Origin of the sequence: Acinetobacter sp. BIGb0196, assembly GCF_011759595.1 — a bacterium.
GTDB classification, from domain to species: domain Bacteria; phylum Pseudomonadota; class Gammaproteobacteria; order Pseudomonadales; family Moraxellaceae; genus Acinetobacter; species Acinetobacter guillouiae.
In genome coordinates this window covers 39429-62007 of the sequence record NZ_JAAOZA010000002.1, presented here as the reverse complement: position 1 = coordinate 62007, position 22579 = coordinate 39429, and the positions used below count along the sequence as shown (strand labels likewise).

Here is a 22579-nt window from a genome sequence, read left to right as displayed (position 1 = left end):
ATAAAAAATATGTTTGTGAGTTTTCTAGATCAAATCGATCATGAGATTATAGAAAAAGAGCAAGTTATACACTTGTTTGCGAAGATTCAGGCCACAGACTTGGAATATTCAAATTCAGGTTATCTTGCGCTAGATATGCCAAAACAAGGTCAGATCATTTTATTGTTTTGGTGGATAGATACGACTCACTTGATTTTGCGTTACGATAAAAATATCCCTACTGCCCAACAAGGCGAGTCGTGGCTGTCTTGCAATGAAGATCTGAACTTAGCGTTATTTGATGTTGGTGATGACACCTGGCTCCCTTTAAATTCAATTATTTCACTCGATGATGCAATCAATGTGATATCTGAGCTCTATGATCAGCCTTTAAATTTGTCCAAGCAAATCAAATGGCAAAATGTGGCCGATGTTATGTGGAAGGATTAATTGTTTCAGGTCTATTAAAAGAATAAAATGTGTCCTGTTGGTAAATTTAGAGCGATATATGTCAAATACTCCTCCCACAATTATTGGCAATATCCCAAAACTCCCTGCAAAATTTGCAGCATGGATTATGCCGTTGTTCTTATCTTGTTTAATGAGTGGCATGGTGTCATTGATTAATATGTTGATCAATGTGGGTTTGATTAACGGATTTTGGGTCAAATGGCTTGCTGCATGGATGGTATCATGGGCTGTGGCATATCCTGTGGTTTTGATTGTTTTACCCTTAGTACGACGTTTAACCGCCGTATTTGTGGATATGCCTAAATAATGGATCTACTCTTTACATGTGACAGGCTTGCTGAGTAACTCAGCATGGCCATTTGTAAAGGTATAAAGTTTGGAATTGTTAAAGATTTTAATCACTTTGGCTTTACTCAGTGCCGTTTTAAATGTCGGCATTTTTTTCGCATTGACTAAGTCAAATGGATTGCCATAGTTTTTATTGTCGATTAAGAATTGAACCTGACCGGTTTGCGCATCATGTGCTTTAAGCAGCTCTTTACCATCTTTATCTTCAATCGCAAAACCAGACTTCTGCGAAGGAATCTTACAATTCAAACGCAAATATAGGACGTTTCCATCACTGGATTTGTTTTGTAAGGTGTAAATACCTTGAAGATCATTTTCAATATAGACCCATTGTCCAGTGGGCATATTGATCTTCATTTGTTCTAGTTTTTCGAGGGTGGCTTTACTGACATCAACCACACCTTGCTGATCAACTTCTGGAACTTTGGCTTCGCCTAAGCCCACCATGCTTTTGACTTTTTCAGTGGTTTTAGAAACACCAGAAGAGACTTTTTTTGCAGTTTGGCAGCCAGTACATGCAATGACTGTGCTAAGAAGGAGTAGAGAGATCTTTGTGTTCATTGTTATTGGTTTAGCTTCATCGTATTTTAAACAAAATAAATCTAAACAGAAAAAAAATCAATGATTGGTCAAAATTGCGTACAAATATGCAGTTTTAATGGCGTGATCATGGCTCATTATTTTAGGGCAAAATATGAAATTAGATAAAAACCAGAATTTGATCAGTAAAACTGAGAATAATTTATCATTCTGTAAAATACTTTGAATATCATTATCACGTATCTAAATACCCATTTAGTCAAAAATAGGCTTAAGCTTGTATCAGACCAAAGTCGTAGCTTAGCAAAAGATAGAAGCAGGCAGTCTGCTTCAATGAGAATGGAAATGCCAACGGAAACCCTGAAAAAATATCCTCTATATATTCATTATGCAGGTAATGCCTTATTAGAGCTGCCTTTATTAAATAAAGGTTCAGCCTTCACAGAAGAAGAACGAACTCAATTTAACTTACACGGTTTAATTCCTCATGTGATCGAAAGTATTGAGGAACAAAGTCAACGTTCATATCAACAGTTCTGTTCTTTCAGTGAAGCGATCAATAAGCATATTTATTTACGAAATATTCAAGACACCAATGAAACGCTTTTTTACCACCTGATTGAAAACCACTTAAGTGAGATGATGCCGATTATCTATACACCGACAGTGGGTGAAGCATGTCAGCGTTTCTCCGATATTTATCGCCGTCATCGTGGAGTATTTCTTTCCTATCCTGACCGTAAATACATTGATGAAATCATTCACAACGTAAACCGTAAAAATGTCAAAGTGATTGTGATCACAGATGGTGAGCGTATTCTTGGTTTAGGCGACCAAGGTATTGGCGGTATGGGCATTCCAATTGGAAAACTGTCTCTTTACACTGCATGTGGTGGTATTAGTCCAGCCTATACATTGCCGATTACCATAGATGTGGGAACCAATAATCAACAATTATTGAATGACCCGATTTATATGGGATGGTCGCAACCTCGTGTCAGTGGGGATGAATACTATGAATTTGTCGATGAAGTGATTGCAGCGGTTAAACGTCGTTGGCCAAAAGCATTGATTCAATTCGAAGATTTTGCGCAAAAAAATGCCATGCCTTTACTTGAAAAATACCGTGATAAGATTTGTTGTTTTAATGACGATATTCAAGGAACAGCGGCAGTTTGTGTCGGTACTTTAATTGCTGCGAGTAGAGCCGCAGGTAAACAGCTCAAAGACCAGAAAATTACCTTCTTAGGGGCTGGTTCAGCAGGTTGTGGTATTGCAGAACAAATTATTGCACAGATGGTTGCTGAAGGCCTGACGGATGCTGAAGCGCGTGCCAAAGTATTTATGGTGGATCGTTTTGGTTTAATCACTGAAAATCAGCCAAACTTATTAGATTTCCAACGTAAACTTGCGCAGAAACCTGAAGATGTTGCACATTGGGGCAATGCTGAGGAAATCATTTCACTGCTTGATGTTGTGAAAAATGCCAAACCAACCGTATTGATTGGGGTATCGGGTCAACCGGGTTTATTTACAGAAGAAATCATTAAAACGATGGCTGAAAACTGTGAATATCCGATTGTATTGCCTTTATCCAACCCGACTTCACGAGTTGAAGCCGTGCCTGCTGATATTATTCAATGGACAGATGGTAAAGCATTGATTGCGACAGGCAGCCCATTTACACCTGTGAATTATCATGGTGAAACTTATCAGATTTCACAGTGCAATAACTCTTATATCTTCCCTGGTATTGGTTTGGGTGTGGTAGCAGTTCAAGCAACCCGTGTTACAGACAATATGCTGATGGCTTCAAGTTCAGCTTTGGCTGATTGTTCACCGAAGTTGCAAGATATCCACGCAGACCTATTGCCTGATTTAAATGAATTGCAGCAAGTATCTAAAATTATCGCATTTAAAGTTGCCAAAGCTGCTATGCAAGATGGTGTAGCGCCGATGATCAGTGATGAGCAATTGCTAGAAAGTATTGAACAGAACTTCTGGAAACCAGAATATCGTGACTATAAACGCGTTCCGTTCTAGAGTTTTTTGGATGTTGTAAAGAAAGGGCTATACGCCCTTTTTTTATTTAAGATAAAATGGTACAAGCGAATTTAGTTTTGATGTAATTTTAAAAAATAACATTCAGAGCGATTTTACTATGCTCTTAATAAGGATTTGAAAATTATTGTTGATAGAAGGTTCTCACTATTTACTTTTAATAAAATCTTCAGTACTGAGATACTAAGTTGAATGTAATTTGGAATTAAGAAATTTAAAGTGATTAAACTATGTATTTAAGAAGAATATTTTTACTATTAATATTATTAGTACCCACTGTTTTATTAGCAAATAGTGTCGTTCTTTATGATGACTCTAGTCGTCACCTTTATCAAGATTATAAGAGTATTAGTATATTAGGGCAGTCAATAAAGATAGATAAGGACTATACGATCTTAACAGAAGAAAATACTTCAAGTGAGGGGGATAAAGGTCAGAAATCGTATAGTATTATTTTGAAAAAAGGTGATGAGTTATATCGTTTAGATGGAAATAACCTATCAGGGCTAAATCGATATATTATTTCACCTTATTTTTCTGATCGAAATTTTATAGGCTTTGTACAATATACAGAAAATATCTTAAGAGGTGATTTTTATGTCTTAAAGAAATTTTATATTTTTAATAAGGTAACAAAAGAAGTTGCAATAGTAAGGCTAAATTATACAAGCATCTCTAATAATACTAATGGTGAATATGATTATAAATTATTGGATCAAAACTATATAAAAAGAATTATTAGAGATGATTCTTTAAATTTGTATACGATTGAGTCTATATATGAACAGAATAATCCTGCTATTTGGGGTGTTTCATCAAAAGGATTTAAATCAGGGCATCAAGTGAGCAATAGTTTTAAATTTAAGTTATTAAAAAACAACAAGATAAAGTGTGAGAATTTGAAGAATTCTATTTTAGATTGCACTGAAGGTTTTATGCAAATGCAATACCTAAAATAAATGAAAAAATCACTGGTAGCTTTTAAAATTTAATTTTAACCTTATATTCTACATAATTAAGTAATATTTTTTATTGTACTTGTGGAATAAAATTTAACAATTTATCGGTGTCTTTTTCTAAGTTTTTAATTAAAATGACGATACTTGTAATTAAATATCAATAACTAAAATGCTGAAAAATATTACGACCTTACTTGAAAGCTTTGGCTTGGGACTACAAACACGAGCGATCCACGTTCAATTCTCAAATCAAGCCTTAAACAGCAGTGTATTCTTGCAATGCATTCAGGGGCAACAACAGATTAATCAGGGCTTAAAGGCAGAATTACTCTGCCTTTCAACCAATGCGCATATTGCTTTAAAACAATTTATCGGGTGTCAGGTTGCAGTTGATCAAGTCACCGATTTTGGTGAATTGTACCGAACCACTGGAATTGTGACAGGGGCAAGCCAAGGGCAGAGTGATGGGGCGTTAAGCGTTTATAAATTAACGCTTGAAGATGCAACTAGTCTTTGGCATAAGCGTCGTAATAGCCGTGTTTTTATGAACAAAAGTGTTCTGGAAATATCGGAAATCTTATTTAAAGAGTGGCAAGCGAAAAGTGCCTTATTTTCTGCCAGTTTAAGTCTGGACAGTAGTGGTTTAAAAAAACAATACGATATCCGTCCTTTTGTAATGCAAGCCAATGAAACGGATTATGAGTTTTTAACTCGCTTGTGGCGCAGTGAAGGTATTAACTGGTTAGTTGATGAATCTGTACGAATTGTGCCTATTTCGGCAACGCAGATTCAGGCACAGAAATTACGTCTCATTGATGACAATACGCAATATGAGGCAATGCCTAGACGAAGTATTCGTTTCCATCGCAGTCATGCAACAGAACGCTTTGACACGATCACCAGCCTCATTGCCCAGCGCTCAATTCAATCAACAGCAATACAAGTACAACGTTGGCAAGCGGATAACCTTTTACAAGATCAGGGCGATAGCCAGTTAAGTAATCACCAACATAGTGATCAACAAGACAATGAAACTTTAAGTTTAGAGCAGGCTTGGACAATTAGCCCAGCTTGGACCAGTGATCTCAATGGCGAAGACCAAACCACAGTTTCCAGTTCAGCCCAAGTTGATAAATTAAATACCCAACTAACACAATACCAAGAATTACAGTCCAAATATTTTACCGCAACCAGTTCAGTGCGTGATGCGCAAGTTGGCTATTGGTTTGAATTAAGAGAACACCCTGAAATTGATCAACATGATGGTTCGGATCGTGAGTTCTTAATCTTAGGTAAGACTTTTTACAATCAAAATAACTTACCCAAAGAGTTACAAGATCAGTTATCCAAGCTGCTTAATTTAAATTACTGGAATCATTTAATTAAAGACCAGCGTCAAGCCAATGAGTTGTCCTTGGTGCGCCGTAGAATTCCGATCGTTCCTGAGTATAACCCTTTAGCACATAGACCTTCTGCATTTCCACAACGTGCCAAAGTGGTTGGCCCGCAAGGCGAAACGATTTATGTCGATCAATGGGGGCGGATTAAAGTTCGTTTCCTCTTCACCCGTACCGATGACAATAGTCATGATGGTGGTGCAGGCTCCAATGACAATGATACAGACTCAGCTTGGGTTGATGTATTGACCTCTTGGGCCGGAGAAGGTTATGGCACAAGATTCCACCCACGAATTGGTGAAATCGTAGTTATTGATTTCTTTGATGGCAATGTCGACCGTCCATTTGTGATGGGACGTTTACATGAAGCAGAACGTCATCAAACCATGTTTGATATCAAAGGCCAGTTGCCTGATACCAAAAAATTAAGTGGTATTCGCTCATCGGAAGTGGGTGGATCAGGTTTTAACCAACTCCGCTTTGATGACACCACAGGTCAAATCAGTACGCAGCTACAAAGTAGTCATGCAGCAACACAACTTAATCTCGGGAACTTAAGTCACCCGAAAGATAAGGAAACCAGCAATGGGCGTGGTGAAGGTTTTGAGTTAAGAACCGATGCTTATGGTGCCATGCGTGCAGGCAAAGGCATGCTTATCACGACGTATGCCCAAGAAAATGCGATTGCAGACCACTTAGAAGCAGCACAAGCGCAGTCCTTGTTAAATCAAGGTGCAGAAAGTATGAAAGTGCTGAGTGAAATAGCAGTCAAACAACAAACGGATGCATTGAATGTTGTCAATCGTTTGCCGAAACTGATTAATTCTTTAGAACTAAAAGGTGCAAATCAGGCTTTACAGGCAACTGTGGGTTTATTTAAAAATGCTGTGGGGAGTGATCCAATTTCAGCACTGAAAAACAGTGGTGATTTTATTGAGGACATCCAGAAATTTGGTAAAGATACCAAGAATATTGTAGACGAATTTAAAGACTTTTTTAATGATTCCAAAGAGTCGATTGAGAACTTAAAGAGTTTTATTGAAAATATTGAAGAACATGGTTCGGATGTTTTAAAAGGAAAATTAACCAGTTTAAAAGACAAATTTGATACAGAACCGTTAAGTGCTTTAAAAGACGTGGGTAAGGTAATTGCCAATGTTGAAATTAAGGATTTTGATTTAACCAGTGTTTGTGGAACTTTTAATAAAGGCAGTAAATTGGATGTGAATCCGATGCAGGCTTTAGGCTCCTTACAGGGCTTTATGGAGAGTTATACAAAAGACTTAGAAAATAGTGGTGATAGTGCCAAACAAGAGCAAGGTAAGATCTTTCGTCAGGCATTGATGTTACTGGCTTCACCCAATGGGATTGCACTGACAACCCCAGAAGATATTGTCTTACAAGCTTCACAAGATATTGCTGAAAGTGCGCAAGGCTCAATTAATTTGAGTGCACAGAAGAATATTGTCGGTCATGCACAAGATAAGATCAGCTTGTTTGCAGCTCAGAAAGGTTTAAGTGCTTTTGCTGCAAAGGGTCCGATCAAAGTTCAGGCGCAAGATGATTTGATTGAAATCATTGCCAAGAAAGTGATTAAACTGATCGCGACTGAAGATAAGATTGAGCTGACCAGTTCTAAAGAAATTGACTTAAAAGCAGGTGGTACTCAGTTGGTTATCAATGGTAGTGGTGTCTTTATTAAAACTGGTGGAAAGTTTGAAGTGAAGTCGGGGCAACAGTTGTTTACCAGTGGGGCAACAGTGAATGCTGAATTGCCGAAACTGCCTGAGAGTGGGATGTATAGTATGAGATTTGATTTGAGTCAAATATTTGATACTAATATATTGAAGAATATGAAATATAAATTAATCAACCATTCAAAGAAAATTGAAGCAGAATATGAGTTTGAGCAAGAAAGTAGTGCACGTGTTTACAGTGATTCTGCTGATAATGTAGAGCTTGCTTTAGTACCAGGAGCTTATTTGACAGAAATTAAAGAATTAATTTCTGAACAAGAAATAGAGTCTTTGGATGAAGAAGAAATTACTGGATGTGGTTGTGGAGAAGAGCATGAACATGATTGAAATTTTGCAAATGAAGATAATACATTTTTTTCTATTTCATATTAAAAATTTAATCATTCTAGTTCTTACATTTTGTGGAGCTATTATTGGTTCAAATATCTATGCAAAAGATATATTTAATGTTGAATTGAAATGTAAAGGTCATGATCAAGAGTATTGTGATATTGTAAAAAACTCTGATAATAAAACCAATTTTATCTTAAAAAATATGAGATACCCTCAGGTTGATAAAGTAAATGAAAATATTTTTCATGCTTATGGTAGTTGTGGTTCACCATGTCAATATCACTTTTTCATAAGTAAAATGCAAGAAGACCAAACTAAAGAGTTTATTGCTTTAGATAAAAAAAATAACTGTTTAATTGAAAGTGATTCTAAAAATAATGTTATATATGCTAGAAAACTATTTAGTAAAAATAAAAAAACAATAGTTAATTTGAAAAATAAAGAATTTAATAATGTTCCAGTAGATGTTGCTGTATATAACTCTTTTCAAGAAAAATCGTATTTTGATGATAAAGGACAATTACATTTGGTAGCAATGTTGGCGGATGTAGATAAAAATGGTGATAGTTTATATTTTAACAAAATAATTAAGAAAACTTGTGAGTAATAAAATGAATTATAGCGAAGACTTTAAAATATTTGTTGCAACTATTAATGGTGAAGCTGAAAATTGCGGTGAAACTTCATGGAAAGTTATTGCACATACAATCAGAAATAGAATTGGTTTTGCAAACTGGAAATCATGGAGTAATATCATACAAATCGTTACGAAAACAGGATACGATGCGTACACTCAAAAAAATCCACCCTATAAAAGAGCAAAAAAAGCTTTGGATTCTGGTGATATTTCACCTAAATTAATGAGTTTAATTAGAGCAGTAGAACCAATATTTAATGGAACAGAGCCTGATTTTACAGGTGGAGTTGTATATTATTATAGCCCTAAGGCTCAAGCAGAATTGCATAAATCTGATCCATCTAATTATCCTTCTTTAGTCCCTCCTTTTGTGGTGAGTAAATCTAATCCTACTCAACAAGTTCAAATACCAGGGACCGAAAAAGATGATATGCGTTGGTATAAGGTAATAACCTCAATATTTGATGTTTCATTTGTTGATAATGCTGGAAATCCATTAGCTGGCGCAACAGTTGATGTAGTATATAATGATAAAAAACCAGTGCCATTATTCAAGGATTTGATTACAGACCAAAAGGGCAGGATAAAAAAGCTTAAGGTTTGTAACTATATGGGTGCTAGATTTAAGGTTAATGGTGTTTTGGTAAAAGATAAGAATAATAAAGAAATATCTTTGTTGGGAGATGGTAGAAATTATGCTTCAGTTATTGTGGTAAATAACGGAAAAGGAGGAGTTAAATCAAAAACAGATATACATAATCAAACACCATCTCCAATAGTTCAACAACCATCAAGTACGACAAATACTCAAAATAATGAAAAAAAAGTAGATCAAGAGCAAATGAATGGTAATACATCAGATGTTAAGTTTGATATTAAAATAGTAGATAGTGAAAATAAAGCACTACCCAATTTTTCATATTTTTTAAAATATAAAGGAAGTGATAAAAAGCATTCAGTTGGAACAGATGGCATTGAAAAAAATATAATTGCTACTTCAGGGGAAAAAATTTCTGTTGAAATAAGTGGGAAGGACACTCGTCAAGTTCTTAAATCTTTTACTGTTTCACAAGGAGTGAAAGAGCAAGTAGTAAAAATAGATTTACATTCGTTTGATATTATTTTTTATCATAATAACAGTTCAAAGAAGCCTATAAGTAGTTTAAATTTGGTACAGACTTATAGAGGGCAAACTAAAACTAAAGTTACCAATAGTAATGGTAAAATTACAGTTAAGGCGATGCCTGGGTTTGAATTAAATTATAAATTAAGAGATGGTACTAATATTGGTGCTGTAAAAGTAGATAAGAATAAAACACAAAGGGAAATTTATATTGAACAAGGTGTTATTGAATCAGCATCTAAAAAGTTAAAAACAGATGTGAGTGAAAATACTCCACAAAAAAGTAATACAACTCAATCTATACCAGTCCCTAAACAACAGTCAGGTATAGATCAAACACCTAAAAGAGATCAAAAACAATCAACGAGTGGTGATGGTCATCCAAAAACTTTAGTTAATGATAATGGTGAAGCTGAATTTACAGTGTATACATATGATCAAAAAACTAATCAATTATTTAGTGGTGGTAATTATTCGATTGAATATAAAGGTAAGAAAAAGGGGCATTCAAGTGGCATGAATGGTCTAGGGAAAAAAATACATAAAGGGGAAATTGGTCAAAAGATAAAAATTACAGCTACTAGTGCTGGAAAGGAGTTTGTTGTTTTTGATGGGGAAATTAGCAGAGGAATGAAAGCTTTTGAGCTGAAATTAGATAGACCTGCTATCCCGAGTGTATCCGATGTAACAATAAGTTTTAACGGTGTTAAGGAGCAAGCAAGACAAGTTATCGTAAGCCAGAAAACGAAAAATGTGTTAGCTTATCTAGCTAAAGAAGCAAATATGAATAGACTTTTTATTACAAGTACAATAAGGAGCCCAAGAGCTCAAGCAGAAGCAATGTATATTAAAGCAACGAGATATGCTGGACCTGGAGAGGCTGTAAAACAAGTTAAAGCAGACTGTATTGCTAAGGGGCTTGGAAAAGAGGCGACTATCCAAAAAATGGTTGAAAAAATTGTTGAGTTCCAAAATAAAGGGCAGAGAGTTTCGAAACATTGTGTTTCGGAAGAGCAATATAGAAAAAATAATATTATTGATTTAGGCATGAACAGTAATGGTTTTGGAACAGGAAATACTTTGAATAGTGTAGGGAAAAGGTTTAAAGCTGCTTGTGAGAAAGCTTTAAGTGATGGAATTATTTCCGGTTTTATTTCAGCAGATGTGCCAGGAGAAGGTGCTATGCATATAGAGATTACTCAATGATGAATAGATTGTTTTTTTTATTTGTAATAATTTTGATGTTTGCATGTACAACTGAAGCTAATCCGCCTAAGCCAAGTAATACTGAACTATACTATTCATATCGAATCTGTGAAAAATCTGGAAAATGTCAGAATTTAACACCGACAAAAAAGATAAATAATTATCTATTTAAAAAACTTGAACCAGCTCATGATGAGTTTTATATAAAAGAGAGTAATGGGGACTTTTATTTATACTATAAGAATATTTATAGTGAAGATGTTCAAGTTGGATGGGCTAAAGCTAAAGTTGATAGAAATGATAACAGTGAGCTAAGTTTAAATTTTGATAAAATTAACCTGACTCTGGGTGGGATTGATTTTATAAAGAATGGCTATGCGAGCAAGCAAGCTGAATCCAGAAATTCTAAACTAGGATTGTATTATTTAAATGATAATTATGAAGGTGCTCCATATTATCAAAAGCAAAAAATAGTTTTTAAGAAGACAGCAGGGAATTTATTTTTGGAATGTGACAGCTATATGGCTAATCCTTCAGTAAAAGAAGGTTTCTATGGGATTTTCTATGGAGTATGTTCTGAAGGTAAAAAGGTATATTTTAAGAAGATAAGTTAATTACTTTTAATTTTTTATTAAAGCTCATTTAAAAGCGAGAATCTTTAAAGTACTTTCTATCTAATTAAAAATACGATAAACGTAAAAAATTTTATTTTCATGAACAAGTAGCTTCATAAAGCTGCTTGTTCATGAGTATTTATCAATCTTCCAAAATCTCTTCCAACACTTCTTCATTCGGTGCAAAGAAATAAGCACCATCGATAGGTGTTACAAAGTGCAGCAAACGGTCATGAATCCCATCGCCTTGAGTACCAAACATATTGACTAACATACGATCAATACGGGTTAAGTCTTTGGTATAGGCAATAAAAAATAGACCTTGCTCACCTTGACCATCGCCATAAGGAAGAGAGTGGCGTAGGATTTCTAATTCTTCACCTTCATTATCTTCAATGACAACACGAGCAATATGGGCATTTTCAGGTTTGTGTTCATCGTCCATCTCTATACTTTCTAATTTAGAACGACCAATCACATTTTCCTGTGCATCAACTTTTAAACGTTTCCACTTTTCAAGTTCATGTACATAACGTTGTGCAAAAATAAAAGAACCATCTTCAAAAATACCTGAATCTTCACCTAATAACGCAGTCTCCGCACGATCATCAGGGAATTGAGGATTTTCAGTACCATCAATAAAACCAGTCAGGTCACGACCATCAAGATAACGGAAGCATACCCGTTCATCCAGAACCTCAACTTGATTTTGGATGCCATCAAAAAAGGATTGGCTAAGCGCAAAGCAAATATCTGTACGTGCAGACGCAATATGAATCAGAACATCAGCAGGAACCACTGGCATCTCAAATGCGCCTTGAATCGGTTCTAACTGCTTAAACCCTTCAGGAGTTGTGTGATAAAGTTTTGCCCAAAGTTCAGGACCAAAAGCAATAGATGTTTTAATTTCAGCATCAGGGTGTTGGGTAATTAAACGATCACGTGTATTTAACAACGCATTGAGTTGTTCTTTTAAACCATCAATAGACAGATTTTTTAAATTTAAAACAATGAAACGAGCATGATTAGAAGGTAAAGGTAGAATTACAGATTGGGCTGTCATATGGTGATGGCTCCTCAATTTTTATTTATCAATCCTCTTATTGTGCATGATCAAGCAACAGCTGAATAGTAAAGTCTTATACTTTTTACCAATTAAATTAATCGAAATGTATCGTTTTAAAACCGCTATAATAGCGTGTTAAAAGTTTTCTATCCTTTTGTTATGTCGTATCAAGTCTGGTTTGCTTATATGTTGGCGTGCTGGGTGATCAGTATTTCACCTGGTGCGGGTGCGATCGCATCTATGTCGAGCGGTCTAAATTATGGTTTTCGCCGTGGTTATTGGAATGCAATCGGTTTACAACTGGCGTTGTTGGTTCAAATTGCGATTGTCGCAGCAGGGGTTGGGGTATTGTTTGCAACCACACCGCTGGCGTTTTTCGTAGTGAAATGGTTTGGGGTTTTATATTTATTATATTTAGCCTACATACAATGGACAACGAAAACACAGTCGATAGATATCCCAACTGAGCAACCGACAAAATCTATTCCCAAGCTGATCTTATATGGCTTTATTGTCAATATCAGTAATCCAAAAGCCATCGTCTTTTTACTTGCTGTTTTGCCACAGTTTCTAGACTTGTCTAAACCACAATGGATTCAGTATGTGATTATGGCAGCGACCATGATCACGATTGATTTGATAGTCATGGCTGGTTATACGGGATTGGCAGCCAAAGTGTTAAGACTATTAAAATCACCAAAACAACAAAAATATATGAACCGTACCTTTGCTGTCTTGTTTAGTTGTGCTGCTGGCTTATTAAGCCTGGTTCACCAATAACAACATAGGCGATTAACTGAGTCATATATTAGAGATTTGACCCTATAAATAAGCCATTGTTTCGAGGTTACTTTGAATTATTTAGAATTTTATCTGTATGCCATTAGTGTGATTATCATGATTGCAACGCCTGGTCCAGTCATGATCTTGGTTGCAAGTGCAGGTTTAAAAGGTGGCTACCGACAGTCTTTACTGACCATTATTGGGACAAATTTGGCTTCTTTGGTACTTATCACAGCCTCTATTTTAATTTTAAAAGGCATGTTTAGTGTCAATGAAACTCTCTTCTTGATCATTAAAGTTTTAGGATGTCTTTATATTGCCTATCTAGGTTATGGAATTCTAAAAGAAGTATTATCCCAGCAGGAGCATCAACTCAATACGATGTTGTCGCCTGTGGATGGTGGGCTAAGCAAAGGCTTTTTAGTGGGTATCTCAAATCCTAAAGATATCATTTTCTTTTCATCATTTTTTCCGCAGTTTATTCATATTCATGCTGATATAAATACCAGTCTAGTCATCTTAGTCGTGACATGGATTATTTTAGATTTTCTCACGTTATCTTTGGTTTATCTGTCGTTTAATAAGCTTTCTAAAAGTCAAATTTATCCAAAAATATTAGGGCTTTGCGGATTAATTCTGATTGTCATTGCTGTATATGGTTTATATGTTTTGTTAAAAAGCATAGTTTAAATATTGAGTGCGGCTAAAGATGGAAATGATTGATTCATCAAGCCATCTTTCTTACTTTCATTACACAGAAAATCACAGCAAACAGCAAAGACATGGTTAATACGATGCTCAGACCTGTAGAGATGTTCAGAGCTGCACTTGACCATAACCCCACAGTCACACCAATTTGAGCAATCACAAATGCCCCAATCACCATTTGTTTCGGTGAGTGCGAAATAAGACGTGAAGCCAGTGCTGGAATAACCAATAACGCACCCATCAATAACGAACCAACGGCACGTAAAGCGAGTACGGTGAATAAAGCCAATAACAACATAAAAATTAAGCGCTGCCATTTGGCGTTTACGCCTTCACTTACCGCAATATCTGGATCAATCGCAATTTGAATTTGTGCTTGCCAGTAACGGTAGAGGACAGCTAAAGCAACAATAATCACAGTTGCAAAAATCGGTAGGTCTGACCACTCAATTGTTAATAAATCGCCAAATAAATAACTTAATAACTCAGGACGTAATGCGGGTAAATGTTGAATTAACAATAGACCTGAACAGAGTAAGGTCGCAGCACATAATGCAAGTAAGGCGTCATTGGGTAAACGAGGGTCATGTAAAACCCAAAGTACAGCCACCAAGAGTATCGCAGTAAAGGTAACACCGACCCAAAGCGGTAAAGTTAAAACAGCAGCTAACGCAACACCCAGCAAGGTACCATGCGCCATCGTGTCAGCAAAAAAAGACATTCTGCGCCATAGCATCAAACAACCTAGTGGCGCTGTTAGAAACACTAAAAGTGTTCCCATAATCCATGCAGGTAACAGTAATTCTAACCATTCCATCATGGTTTAAGCTTCCGGTTCTGGGTGAATGTGTGGATGTGGGCCATGTTCACAAGTTTTGGCGGAGTCACCATGTGCACAATGGTCATGATGGTGTTGATAAAAAGCGTGGTATTTTCCAAATGTGTCGCCAAACAAAGCCTGATACTCTGGATGCTGCTGAATACTGTCAGGTAAACCACTACAGCAAATGTGCTTATTTAAACAGACAACTCGCTGAGTGCCTTGCATTACCCATTGTAAATCATGAGACACAATTAAAATGGCGCAACCATAACGTTGTGGCAGGCTACGCACATATTCATACAGTTCAGCTTCAGATTGGATATCTAAACCTTGCATAGGTTCATCTAAAACCAAAATATCGGGTTGGCGTAATAAAGCACGCGCCAATAAAACCCGCTGACGTTCACCACCTGAAAGTTGTTGTACTTTGGCGTACTCTAATTTGGCAATACCTGTATCTCGAATGATTTCAGCTTTAATGGCCTTATCACATTTCTCAAGATTCAGTAGATCTTTAACTCTTAAAGGCAGACTATGAGAGGGATTAAATTTTTGTGGTACATATGCCAGTTTAATTTTTTTTGAGCTGATAATTTTGCCCGCATTGGGTTTTAAAATACCCAATAATACTTTGATCAGGGTTGATTTGCCTGCGCCATTGGGACCAATAAGCGTGACAATTTCTTTTTCTTGTAATGAAAAATCTATATTTTTTAGAATGTCACGATCATCAATTCGGACATTAATTTGTTGCAGTTGAACGAGAGGGGAGTTTACGCTTTGTTCGAGCACTGCTGACATATTCCTGAAATCTCAATAATACTGTGATGTGCATTGAAGTGATCTGACGCGGCTAAGTGGTTTAATTCTTGAATCAAACCTTTTGCTGAAGCTTCTTTCACTGTATGACATTCAGTGCAAATTAAAAATGCGGCTTGATGTCCTTCACGTGGGTGACAACAAGGGATATAAGCATTAATAGAGGTTAAACGATGAATAAAACCTTTTTCTAAGAGAAAATCTAAGGTTCTATACACGGTAGGCGGTGCAGCTGGACGTTCTGCAGCACCTTTCATCTTGGCTAAAAGATCATAAGCACCTACAGGACCTGAGGCATTCAAAATTAATTCAAGTACTTCTTTACGCAAAGGGGTAAGGCGGGCACCTGAGGTTGCACAAAGGCTTTCTGCTTCTGATAAACGAGCTTCTACATTGAGATGATCGTGTACACCATGCAAAGTATCATGCTGCTCGTGTGAACATAAGCTCATATCAGACCTCAAAACTTGTTATTTGAATGGAAGAGAATCGCAAATATTAACATGAAGCTCTATCAACTTACGAATGGCGTAGGTATTTTTTAACTTCTGTTATACTATAACATAAATTTTTTTTGGTAATACACTCCCATGAATCGCATTATCGCCTTTTGCTTATGTGCATTATTTATTAGTGTCACTTGGGCTCAAGCGCCTTTAGTGGTATCAACTCATCCTATTTATTTGATTGCAAAAGAAATAACTGAAGGCATAGAAGAGCCTGTTTTGCTTTTGGGAAATCAAACGGGGCATGATGTGCAACTTACACCAGATAATCGCAAAACGATTATGGACGCTTCATTGGTGATTTGGCTGGGAAAAGAACATGAAGCGCCTTTGGAAAAGGTTTTAGGTGACAATCCAAAGGCGATTTCAATACTCAATTCAGGCATTATCCAAGCACTTCCTTTAAGAAGTCCAAAAGGTGTTGCACTGAAAGATACGATTGATACACATGTGTGGTTAGATCCAAATAATGCTGTACGTATCGGTTTCTTTATTGCAGCCTTACGTTCACAACAACATCCAGAAAATAAAGCAGCATATTGGAATAATGCGAAGAAGTTTGCCAGTGAAATGCTGCGCGTTTCACAGAAAAGTATCAGTGCAGGTAGCGCACGTCCATACTGGGCTTATCATGATGCTTACCAATATTTAGAGCGTTCATTAAACTTAAAATTTGCAGGTGCGATGACAGATGATCCGCATGTTGCGCCGACTGTGACTCAAATCAAGTTTTTAAATGACACGAGACCTTACAAAAAAATGTGCTTGCTGGCAGAAGGTAGCGCAAGTCCAAGTCAGTACCGAAAATTGGGTGAAATTTCATTTCAAGCGGTAGACGAAACTTTGGCTAAACAACAAGATTTTGTGGTTGCATGGCAGACTTTGGCTCAACAAACACAAGCTTGCGTACTTAATGCACGGAAATGATGCAAAAATTAATCAACAATTGTTCATATGCAAAGCAACCTGTATATCGAAAAAAACACGACTAAGGTCGGGAAAAGATTGCATGTTCAGGGGTGTAACTCTATAATGCCTGCGATTAAAAACGATCATCAGCTAAACTTGTCAAGCATTTATGCTGTGAGTGGATAAAAAATGAGCCAAACTAGTCGCTTGATTGACCGACGATTAGCAAAAGCTTTGGTCTATTTGCAAGCGTTTATGATTCCTGTTTCAGCCTTGGTAGCGTGGGTCTTGAAAGACTCGACTGCGGCTCTGAGTGCAGCGTTAGGTGCACTGATATGTTGGCTTGCCAGTTGTTATTTTTCTTGGCAGTCGTTTCGAGCAGCAGGGGCGCGTGCTTCAAAACAGGTTCTTTCGAACATGTATAGAGGCTTAATGGGCAAATTTGCAATTGTGATCGTTGGTTTCATTTTAATTTTATGCAATGTCAAACCGTTATCTCCGGTGGCATTGTTTTGTGGTTTTATTCTCGTTCAAGCGATGTCGTGGATTGCACCTTTTTGGGTAGCACGACAACAAAAACGAGTATAAGCGCAGCAGAAATTGAAAATTTTTTTGGGGATTAACGAGATATCATGCAGCACGCGATATTCGTTAACTCTATTTATTATTTGACATTGACCAGGTGTGATTTATGGCTGCTGAAGAACATGCCCTGACTTCGACCGAGTATATCAAGCATCACTTGACCAATATGACCTATGGCAAAATGCCAGATGGTACTTGGAAATTGGCTGAAAGTGGTGCAGAAGCTCAACAGATGGGGTTCACTGCTATCCACTTGGATTCAATGGGTTGGTCAATTGGCCTTGGTGTGATTTTCTGTTTGATATTCTGGTGCGTAGCGAAAGCTGCAAACTCTGGTGTTCCTACCAAGTTCCAGTCTGCAATCGAAATGATTATCGAGTTTGTTGACTCAAGTGTTCGTGATACGTTTCATGGTAAATCACGTTTAATTGCGCCTTTAGCCTTGACCATTTTCGTGTGGATTTTCCTCATGAATGCGATGGACTTAATTCCTGTTGACTGGATTCCGTATACAGCTCAATTGATTGGTGCAAACGTATTTGGTATGGACCCTCACCACGTTTACTTCAAGGTTGTTCCATCTACAGACCCTAACATTACCCTTGGTATGTCTTTGTCTGTATTTGCGTTGATCTTGTTCTATAGTATTCGTGAAAAAGGCATCGGCGGTTTCGTTGGTGAATTGGCACTTAACCCATTTAATCCAAGTAACCCAGTTGCAAAAGCGTTATTGATTCCAGTGAACTTAATTCTAGAATTAGTAACATTCCTTGCACGTCCAATTTCATTGGCACTCCGATTATTCGGTAACATGTATGCGGGTGAGTTAATCTTCATTCTTATCGCGTTGTTACCTTTCTGGATCCAGTGGGCGTTGTCTGTGCCTTGGGCTATCTTCCACATTCTTGTTATTACATTGCAAGCCTTCATTTTCATGATGCTAACAATCGTATACTTGAGCATGGCAAGCGAAAAACATTAATGGTATTGCCTAACTGTCATCCGGTGGTTAGGTATAATTTTTTTACTTTAATTTGGTATAAACCTAACCTCTGAGGAATTATCATGGAACTCACTTTAGGTCTAGTTGCAATTGCATCTGCTATCTTGATCGCTTTTGGTGCTTTAGGTACTGCGATTGGTTTTGGTCTTTTAGGCGGCCGTTTCCTTGAAGCTGTTGCTCGTCAACCAGAATTGGCTCCACAACTTCAAACTCGTATGTTCTTAATCGCAGGTCTTCTTGATGCTGTGCCTATGATCGGTGTTGGTATTGGCTTGTTCTTCATCTTCGCTAATCCATTTGTAGGTTAATCAGCTTAATTCCGAAATTCACTATTTGAGGAATTTGCAATGAATATCAACCTCACATTGTTTGGCCAAGCGATTGCATTTGCGATATTTGTCGCATTCTGCATGAAGTTTGTATGGCCACCACTAATCAATGCGATTAGTGAGCGTCAGCGTAAAATCGCTGATGGCTTAAATGCTGCAGAGAAAGCGAAAGCTGATCTTGCTGATGCACAAGCACAAGTTAAGCAAGAAATTGATGCGGCGAAAGCACAAGCGGCTCAATTGATCGAACAAGCGAACCGTCGTGCGGCACAATTGGTCGAAGAAGCGCGTACTCAAGCATCTGCTGAAGGTGAGCGTATTCGTCAACAAGCGAAAGATGCTGTTGACCAAGACATCAATTCTGCTCGTGAAGAATTACGTCAACAAGTTGCTGCTCTTGCAGTTGCTGGTGCAGAGAAAATTCTGAACCAACAAGTTGACGCAGAAGCTCATAATGCCATGCTGAATCAGCTGGCTGCTAAACTTTAAGAGAGGCGAATATGGCTGAATTCTTGACGTTGGCACGCCCATACGCTAAAGCAGCATTTGCTTATGCATCTGAGCAAAATGCAACTGACGCTTGGTCAAATGCATTACAACTGCTCAGTGCTGCGGTGCAAGATGAAGCATTCTCCGCTTATTTAAATCGCCCTGAGTTGACACCTGCAGAGCAGGTTGATCTTTTTGCGAAAGTTTTAGGTAATGAACAAACTGCGGCTGTGTCAAACTTTTTGACACTTCTTGCAGACAATGGCCGTTTAGCATTGTTACCTGAAATTGACACAGAATTTGAGCAACTCAAATCGCAAAATAACAACACTGTAGACGTTGTGATTGAATCCGCTTTTCCATTGGATTCAGTACAAGAACAGAAGTTGGCTCATGCGTTAGAAAAACGCTTGAACAGCGCTGTGAAAGTTACAGTTGAAGTAAATCCAGCATTGATTGCTGGTGTTGTTATTCGTGCAGGCGACCAAGTGATAGATGATTCTGCGCTTAGCAAGCTTGAAAAAATGCGGACTCGTCTTCTAGCGTAATTGTTAAAAATAACTACGTCTAAAGAAGACTGAACTTTAAAAAGATTGAGGTATAGCGCAATGCAACAACTGAATCCATCCGAGATCAGTGCGCTCATTAAACAGCGTATCGGCGATCTGGACACCAGCGCGACCGCTAAGAACGAAGGGACCATTGTTATGGTTTCCGACGGTATTGTGCGTATTCACGGCCTTGCTGATGCAATGTACGGTGAAATGATCGAATTCGACGGCGGCTTATTTGGTATGGCACTGAACCTAGAACAGGATTCAGTGGGTGCCGTTGTCTTAGGTAACTACTTAAGCCTTCAAGAAGGTCAAAAAGCTCGTTGCACAGGTCGTGTATTAGAAGTTCCGGTTGGTCCAGAACTTTTAGGCCGTGTAGTAGATGCTTTGGGTAACCCGATTGATGGTAAAGGCCCTATTGATGCAAAACTTACTGATGCTGTTGAAAAAGTAGCACCAGGTGTAATTTGGCGTCAATCAGTGGATCAACCTGTACAAACTGGTTATAAATCAGTAGATACAATGATCCCTGTTGGTCGTGGTCAGCGTGAGTTGATCATCGGTGACCGTCAAACTGGTAAAACAGCGATGGCGATCGATGCGATCATTGCTCAAAAACAATCAGGCATTAAGTGTGTATACGTTGCGATTGGTCAAAAACAATCAACAATTGCAAACGTAGTACGTAAGCTTGAAGAAACTGGCGCTATGGCGTACACAACTGTTGTAGCAGCTGCTGCAGCTGATCCTGCAGCAATGCAGTATCTTGCTCCATATGCTGGTTGTACAATGGGCGAGTACTTCCGTGACCGCGGTGAAGACGCACTTATCATTTATGATGACTTGTCTAAACAAGCTGTTGCTTACCGTCAAATTTCATTGCTTCTTCGTCGTCCACCAGGTCGTGAAGCTTACCCAGGTGACGTGTTCTATCTTCATTCACGTCTACTTGAACGTGCTTCTCGTGTATCTGCTGACTATGTTGAGAAATTCACTAATGGTGAAGTTAAAGGCCAAACTGGTTCATTAACTGCATTGCCAATTATTGAAACTCAAGCGGGTGACGTATCTGCATTCGTACCGACAAACGTAATTTCGATTACTGATGGTCAGATCTTCTTAGAAACATCATTATTCAACGCAGGTATTCGTCCTGCTGTGAACGCGGGTATCTCTGTATCGCGTGTTGGTGGTTCTGCTCAAACGAAGATCATCAAAAAATTGTCTGGTGGTATCCGTACTGCTTTGGCGCAATACCGTGAATTGGCAGCATTTGCTCAGTTCGCTTCTGACCTTGATGAAGCAACTCGTAAGCAACTTGAACATGGTCAACGTGTAACTGAATTAATGAAGCAAAAACAATATGCTCCATATTCAATTGCTGACCAAGCTGTTTCAATTTATGCATCTAACGAAGGCTATATGGCTGACGTTGAAGTGAAGAAAATCGTAGACTTTGATACTGCGTTAATTTCTTACTTCCGTTCAGAACATGCTGCGTTAATGCAAAACATCGATGAGACTGGTAACTACGACAAAGACATCGAAGCTGCAATCAAAGCAGGTATTGAAAGCTTTAAAGCGACTCAAACTTACTAATTTCAATGTATGTTGTTGTTAGTTATGGTTTGGTTCACGGATCAACCTTCGGAAGCTCGAAAGGGCTTTCGAATACTAGGTTAAGCGTATGGCAAATTTAAAAGAAATTCGCGCCAAAGTAGCTAGTATCAAGAGCACGCAAAAGATTACTCGCGCGATGCAAATGGTAGCAGCTTCTAAGATGCGTCGTGCGCAAGAGCGCATGGCTCAGGGCCGTCCGTATGCCGAAAATATGCACCGTGTAATTGCTCATTTGGTCCAAGCGAATCCTGAATACAAACATCGCTATATGGTTGAACGCCCTGTAAAACGCGTTGGCTATATCATTGTTTCTTCAGATCGTGGTCTTGCTGGTGGTTTGAACATTAACTTGTTCAAAAAAGTGGTAAAACACGTACAACAGCAACAAGAGCAGTCAATTGAAGTTCAATTTGCTTTAATTGGTCAAAAAGCGGTTTCGTTTTTTAAAAACTACGGCGGTAAAGTACTTGGCGCAACTACGCAAGTAGGTGATGCTCCAAGTCTTGAACAGTTAACTGGTTCTGTACAGGTGATGTTAGATGCATTTGATAAAGGCGAGTTAGATCGTATTTATCTTGTGTCAAACGGCTTTGTCAATGCCATGACTCAAAACCAAAAAATCGAACAACTTGTTCCATTAGCTGCGGCTGATACGGACGAGGATCTTAACCGCCAATATGGTTGGGATTATCTATATGAACCAGAAGCTGAAGAGCTTTTAAATGGTTTATTGGTTCGTTACATTGAGTCTATGGTTTATCAAGGTGTGATTGAAAACATCGCATGTGAGCAGTCTGCTCGTATGGTTGCAATGAAAGCTGCAACTGACAACGCAGGTGATCTTATCAAGAGCCTACAACTCATTTATAACAAGCTGCGTCAAGCCGCGATTACTCAGGAAATTTCTGAGATCGTTGGTGGTGCCGCTGCCGTTTAACATTATTTTGAATTGAGGAGACA

At 37.8% G+C, this 22579-nt stretch carries 23 protein-coding genes; 18 read left to right on the top strand and 5 right to left on the bottom strand.

What is annotated here, in order from left to right; all coding sequences use genetic code 11:
- Positions 1 to 9 precede the first annotated feature (9 nt).
- Entirely contained in the window at positions 10 to 429 is a 420-nt protein-coding gene (locus FHR28_RS13045) for a hypothetical protein (RefSeq protein ID WP_166782825.1), read from the top strand.
- Positions 430 to 487: 58 nt separating this feature from the next.
- The gene (locus tag FHR28_RS13040) at positions 488 to 757 is read left to right on the top strand and encodes a DUF2798 domain-containing protein (protein ID WP_004723447.1); all 270 of its coding nucleotides are present in this window, start codon (positions 488 to 490) and stop codon (positions 755 to 757) included.
- 5 nt (positions 758 to 762) lie between these two features.
- Here FHR28_RS13040 and FHR28_RS13035 read toward each other — a convergent pair whose 3' ends face one another.
- Positions 763 to 1359: a hypothetical protein gene (locus tag FHR28_RS13035; protein WP_154129786.1), complete on the bottom strand. Its 597-nt coding sequence runs from the start codon at positions 1357 to 1359 to the stop codon at positions 763 to 765.
- A gap of 324 nt (positions 1360 to 1683) precedes the next feature.
- On the opposite strand from FHR28_RS13035, the gene FHR28_RS13030 reads away from it, so the two are divergent.
- The 6 genes from FHR28_RS13030 to FHR28_RS13005 all read left to right on the top strand — a co-directional run bounded on the left by FHR28_RS13030 (position 1684) and on the right by FHR28_RS13005 (position 11425).
- On the top strand, positions 1684 to 3381 hold the full coding sequence (locus tag FHR28_RS13030; RefSeq protein WP_166782824.1) for an NAD-dependent malic enzyme: 1698 nt from the start codon (positions 1684 to 1686) through the stop codon (positions 3379 to 3381).
- 248 nt (positions 3382 to 3629) lie between these two features.
- On the top strand, positions 3630 to 4358 hold the full coding sequence (locus FHR28_RS13025; protein WP_166782823.1) for an RND transporter: 729 nt from the start codon (positions 3630 to 3632) through the stop codon (positions 4356 to 4358).
- A 169-nt stretch (positions 4359 to 4527) separates the two neighbouring features.
- On the top strand, positions 4528 to 7839 hold the full coding sequence (locus tag FHR28_RS13020) for a type VI secretion system Vgr family protein (protein WP_166782822.1): 3312 nt from the start codon (positions 4528 to 4530) through the stop codon (positions 7837 to 7839).
- The gene (locus FHR28_RS13015) at positions 7826 to 8452 is read left to right on the top strand and encodes a hypothetical protein (RefSeq protein ID WP_166782821.1); all 627 of its coding nucleotides are present in this window, start codon (positions 7826 to 7828) and stop codon (positions 8450 to 8452) included. Before FHR28_RS13020 ends, FHR28_RS13015 begins: the two co-directional genes overlap by 14 nt.
- Before the next feature lie 4 nt (positions 8453 to 8456).
- Positions 8457 to 10811 (top strand): hypothetical protein, encoded by a 2355-nt coding sequence (locus tag FHR28_RS13010; RefSeq protein WP_166782820.1) that lies wholly within the window; start codon positions 8457 to 8459, stop codon positions 10809 to 10811.
- Positions 10808 to 11425 carry a hypothetical protein gene (locus FHR28_RS13005; RefSeq protein ID WP_171501842.1) on the top strand — a complete coding sequence of 206 codons (618 nt, stop codon included), beginning with the start codon at positions 10808 to 10810 and terminating at the stop codon, positions 11423 to 11425. Before FHR28_RS13010 ends, FHR28_RS13005 begins: the two co-directional genes overlap by 4 nt.
- 142 nt (positions 11426 to 11567) lie before the next feature.
- Here FHR28_RS13005 and FHR28_RS13000 read toward each other — a convergent pair whose 3' ends face one another.
- Positions 11568 to 12488, bottom strand: coding sequence for a Dyp-type peroxidase (locus FHR28_RS13000; protein WP_151956322.1), 921 nt, complete (start codon positions 12486 to 12488; stop codon positions 11568 to 11570).
- 162 nt (positions 12489 to 12650) lie between these two features.
- Here FHR28_RS13000 and FHR28_RS12995 point away from each other — a divergent pair, with 162 nt between their 5' ends.
- Positions 12651 to 13271 (top strand): LysE family transporter, encoded by a 621-nt coding sequence (locus tag FHR28_RS12995; protein ID WP_056518349.1) that lies wholly within the window; start codon positions 12651 to 12653, stop codon positions 13269 to 13271.
- A 72-nt stretch (positions 13272 to 13343) separates the two neighbouring features.
- Positions 13344 to 13964 carry a LysE family translocator gene (locus FHR28_RS12990; RefSeq protein WP_166782819.1) on the top strand — a complete coding sequence of 207 codons (621 nt, stop codon included), beginning with the start codon at positions 13344 to 13346 and terminating at the stop codon, positions 13962 to 13964.
- 37 nt (positions 13965 to 14001) lie between these two features.
- Here FHR28_RS12990 and znuB read toward each other — a convergent pair whose 3' ends face one another.
- Genes znuB through FHR28_RS12975 form a run of 3 tightly spaced genes read right to left on the bottom strand, consistent with a single transcriptional unit; the run spans position 14002 to position 16076 of the window.
- Entirely contained in the window at positions 14002 to 14802 is an 801-nt protein-coding gene (znuB, locus tag FHR28_RS12985; protein WP_056518353.1) for a zinc ABC transporter permease subunit ZnuB, read from the bottom strand.
- Between the two features lie 3 nt (positions 14803 to 14805).
- Positions 14806 to 15606, bottom strand: a complete 801-nt coding sequence (gene znuC / locus FHR28_RS12980) for a zinc ABC transporter ATP-binding protein ZnuC (protein ID WP_096735359.1) — start codon at positions 15604 to 15606, stop codon at positions 14806 to 14808.
- On the bottom strand, positions 15579 to 16076 hold the full coding sequence (locus FHR28_RS12975) for a transcriptional repressor (protein WP_004723431.1): 498 nt from the start codon (positions 16074 to 16076) through the stop codon (positions 15579 to 15581). Before FHR28_RS12975 ends, znuC begins: the two co-directional genes overlap by 28 nt.
- A gap of 138 nt (positions 16077 to 16214) precedes the next feature.
- Here FHR28_RS12975 and FHR28_RS12970 point away from each other — a divergent pair, with 138 nt between their 5' ends.
- The 8 genes from FHR28_RS12970 to atpG all read left to right on the top strand — a co-directional run bounded on the left by FHR28_RS12970 (position 16215) and on the right by atpG (position 22556).
- The gene (locus FHR28_RS12970) at positions 16215 to 17057 is read left to right on the top strand and encodes a metal ABC transporter substrate-binding protein (RefSeq protein ID WP_151802219.1); all 843 of its coding nucleotides are present in this window, start codon (positions 16215 to 16217) and stop codon (positions 17055 to 17057) included.
- A gap of 171 nt (positions 17058 to 17228) precedes the next feature.
- A complete protein-coding gene (locus FHR28_RS12965; protein ID WP_004723429.1) occupies positions 17229 to 17627 on the top strand; it encodes an ATP synthase subunit I in 399 nt (132 codons plus the stop codon).
- Between the two features lie 103 nt (positions 17628 to 17730).
- Positions 17731 to 18606, top strand: coding sequence for a F0F1 ATP synthase subunit A (gene atpB / locus FHR28_RS12960; RefSeq protein WP_004723427.1), 876 nt, complete (start codon positions 17731 to 17733; stop codon positions 18604 to 18606).
- A gap of 83 nt (positions 18607 to 18689) precedes the next feature.
- Entirely contained in the window at positions 18690 to 18935 is a 246-nt protein-coding gene (atpE, locus tag FHR28_RS12955; protein ID WP_000424060.1) for a F0F1 ATP synthase subunit C, read from the top strand.
- A gap of 39 nt (positions 18936 to 18974) precedes the next feature.
- The gene (locus FHR28_RS12950) at positions 18975 to 19445 is read left to right on the top strand and encodes a F0F1 ATP synthase subunit B (RefSeq protein ID WP_004723424.1); all 471 of its coding nucleotides are present in this window, start codon (positions 18975 to 18977) and stop codon (positions 19443 to 19445) included.
- A gap of 11 nt (positions 19446 to 19456) precedes the next feature.
- Complete coding sequence (locus FHR28_RS12945) at positions 19457 to 19993, top strand: F0F1 ATP synthase subunit delta (protein WP_004823704.1); 537 nt, start codon at positions 19457 to 19459, stop codon at positions 19991 to 19993.
- A 60-nt stretch (positions 19994 to 20053) separates the two neighbouring features.
- Complete coding sequence (gene atpA, locus FHR28_RS12940; RefSeq protein ID WP_004723422.1) at positions 20054 to 21598, top strand: F0F1 ATP synthase subunit alpha; 1545 nt, start codon at positions 20054 to 20056, stop codon at positions 21596 to 21598.
- A gap of 88 nt (positions 21599 to 21686) precedes the next feature.
- Positions 21687 to 22556, top strand: a complete 870-nt coding sequence (atpG, locus tag FHR28_RS12935; protein ID WP_004723421.1) for a F0F1 ATP synthase subunit gamma — start codon at positions 21687 to 21689, stop codon at positions 22554 to 22556.
- Positions 22557 to 22579 lie beyond the last annotated feature (23 nt).

What these genes read in the sequence shown, in the direction of transcription:
- FHR28_RS13045 (WP_166782825.1), top strand. Translation starts at nt 10, where the DNA reads ATGTTTGTGAGTTTTCTAGATCAAATCGATCATGAGATTATAGAAAAA.
- FHR28_RS13040 (WP_004723447.1), top strand. Translation starts at nt 488, where the DNA reads ATGTCAAATACTCCTCCCACAATTATTGGCAATATCCCAAAACTCCCT.
- FHR28_RS13035 (WP_154129786.1), bottom strand. Translation starts at nt 1,359, where the DNA reads ATGAACACAAAGATCTCTCTACTCCTTCTTAGCACAGTCATTGCATGT.
- FHR28_RS13030 (WP_166782824.1), top strand. Translation starts at nt 1,684, where the DNA reads ATGCCAACGGAAACCCTGAAAAAATATCCTCTATATATTCATTATGCA.
- FHR28_RS13025 (WP_166782823.1), top strand. Translation starts at nt 3,630, where the DNA reads ATGTATTTAAGAAGAATATTTTTACTATTAATATTATTAGTACCCACT.
- FHR28_RS13020 (WP_166782822.1), top strand. Translation starts at nt 4,528, where the DNA reads ATGCTGAAAAATATTACGACCTTACTTGAAAGCTTTGGCTTGGGACTA.
- FHR28_RS13015 (WP_166782821.1), top strand. Translation starts at nt 7,826, where the DNA reads ATGAACATGATTGAAATTTTGCAAATGAAGATAATACATTTTTTTCTA.
- FHR28_RS13010 (WP_166782820.1), top strand. Translation starts at nt 8,457, where the DNA reads ATGAATTATAGCGAAGACTTTAAAATATTTGTTGCAACTATTAATGGT.
- FHR28_RS13005 (WP_171501842.1), top strand. Translation starts at nt 10,808, where the DNA reads ATGATGAATAGATTGTTTTTTTTATTTGTAATAATTTTGATGTTTGCA.
- FHR28_RS13000 (WP_151956322.1), bottom strand. Translation starts at nt 12,488, where the DNA reads ATGACAGCCCAATCTGTAATTCTACCTTTACCTTCTAATCATGCTCGT.
- FHR28_RS12995 (WP_056518349.1), top strand. Translation starts at nt 12,651, where the DNA reads ATGTCGTATCAAGTCTGGTTTGCTTATATGTTGGCGTGCTGGGTGATC.
- znuB (WP_056518353.1), bottom strand. Translation starts at nt 14,802, where the DNA reads ATGATGGAATGGTTAGAATTACTGTTACCTGCATGGATTATGGGAACA.
- znuC (WP_096735359.1), bottom strand. Translation starts at nt 15,606, where the DNA reads ATGTCAGCAGTGCTCGAACAAAGCGTAAACTCCCCTCTCGTTCAACTG.
- FHR28_RS12975 (WP_004723431.1), bottom strand. Translation starts at nt 16,076, where the DNA reads ATGAGCTTATGTTCACACGAGCAGCATGATACTTTGCATGGTGTACAC.
- FHR28_RS12970 (WP_151802219.1), top strand. Translation starts at nt 16,215, where the DNA reads ATGAATCGCATTATCGCCTTTTGCTTATGTGCATTATTTATTAGTGTC.
- FHR28_RS12965 (WP_004723429.1), top strand. Translation starts at nt 17,229, where the DNA reads ATGAGCCAAACTAGTCGCTTGATTGACCGACGATTAGCAAAAGCTTTG.
- atpB (WP_004723427.1), top strand. Translation starts at nt 17,731, where the DNA reads ATGGCTGCTGAAGAACATGCCCTGACTTCGACCGAGTATATCAAGCAT.
- atpE (WP_000424060.1), top strand. Translation starts at nt 18,690, where the DNA reads ATGGAACTCACTTTAGGTCTAGTTGCAATTGCATCTGCTATCTTGATC.
- FHR28_RS12950 (WP_004723424.1), top strand. Translation starts at nt 18,975, where the DNA reads ATGAATATCAACCTCACATTGTTTGGCCAAGCGATTGCATTTGCGATA.
- FHR28_RS12945 (WP_004823704.1), top strand. Translation starts at nt 19,457, where the DNA reads ATGGCTGAATTCTTGACGTTGGCACGCCCATACGCTAAAGCAGCATTT.
- atpA (WP_004723422.1), top strand. Translation starts at nt 20,054, where the DNA reads ATGCAACAACTGAATCCATCCGAGATCAGTGCGCTCATTAAACAGCGT.
- atpG (WP_004723421.1), top strand. Translation starts at nt 21,687, where the DNA reads ATGGCAAATTTAAAAGAAATTCGCGCCAAAGTAGCTAGTATCAAGAGC.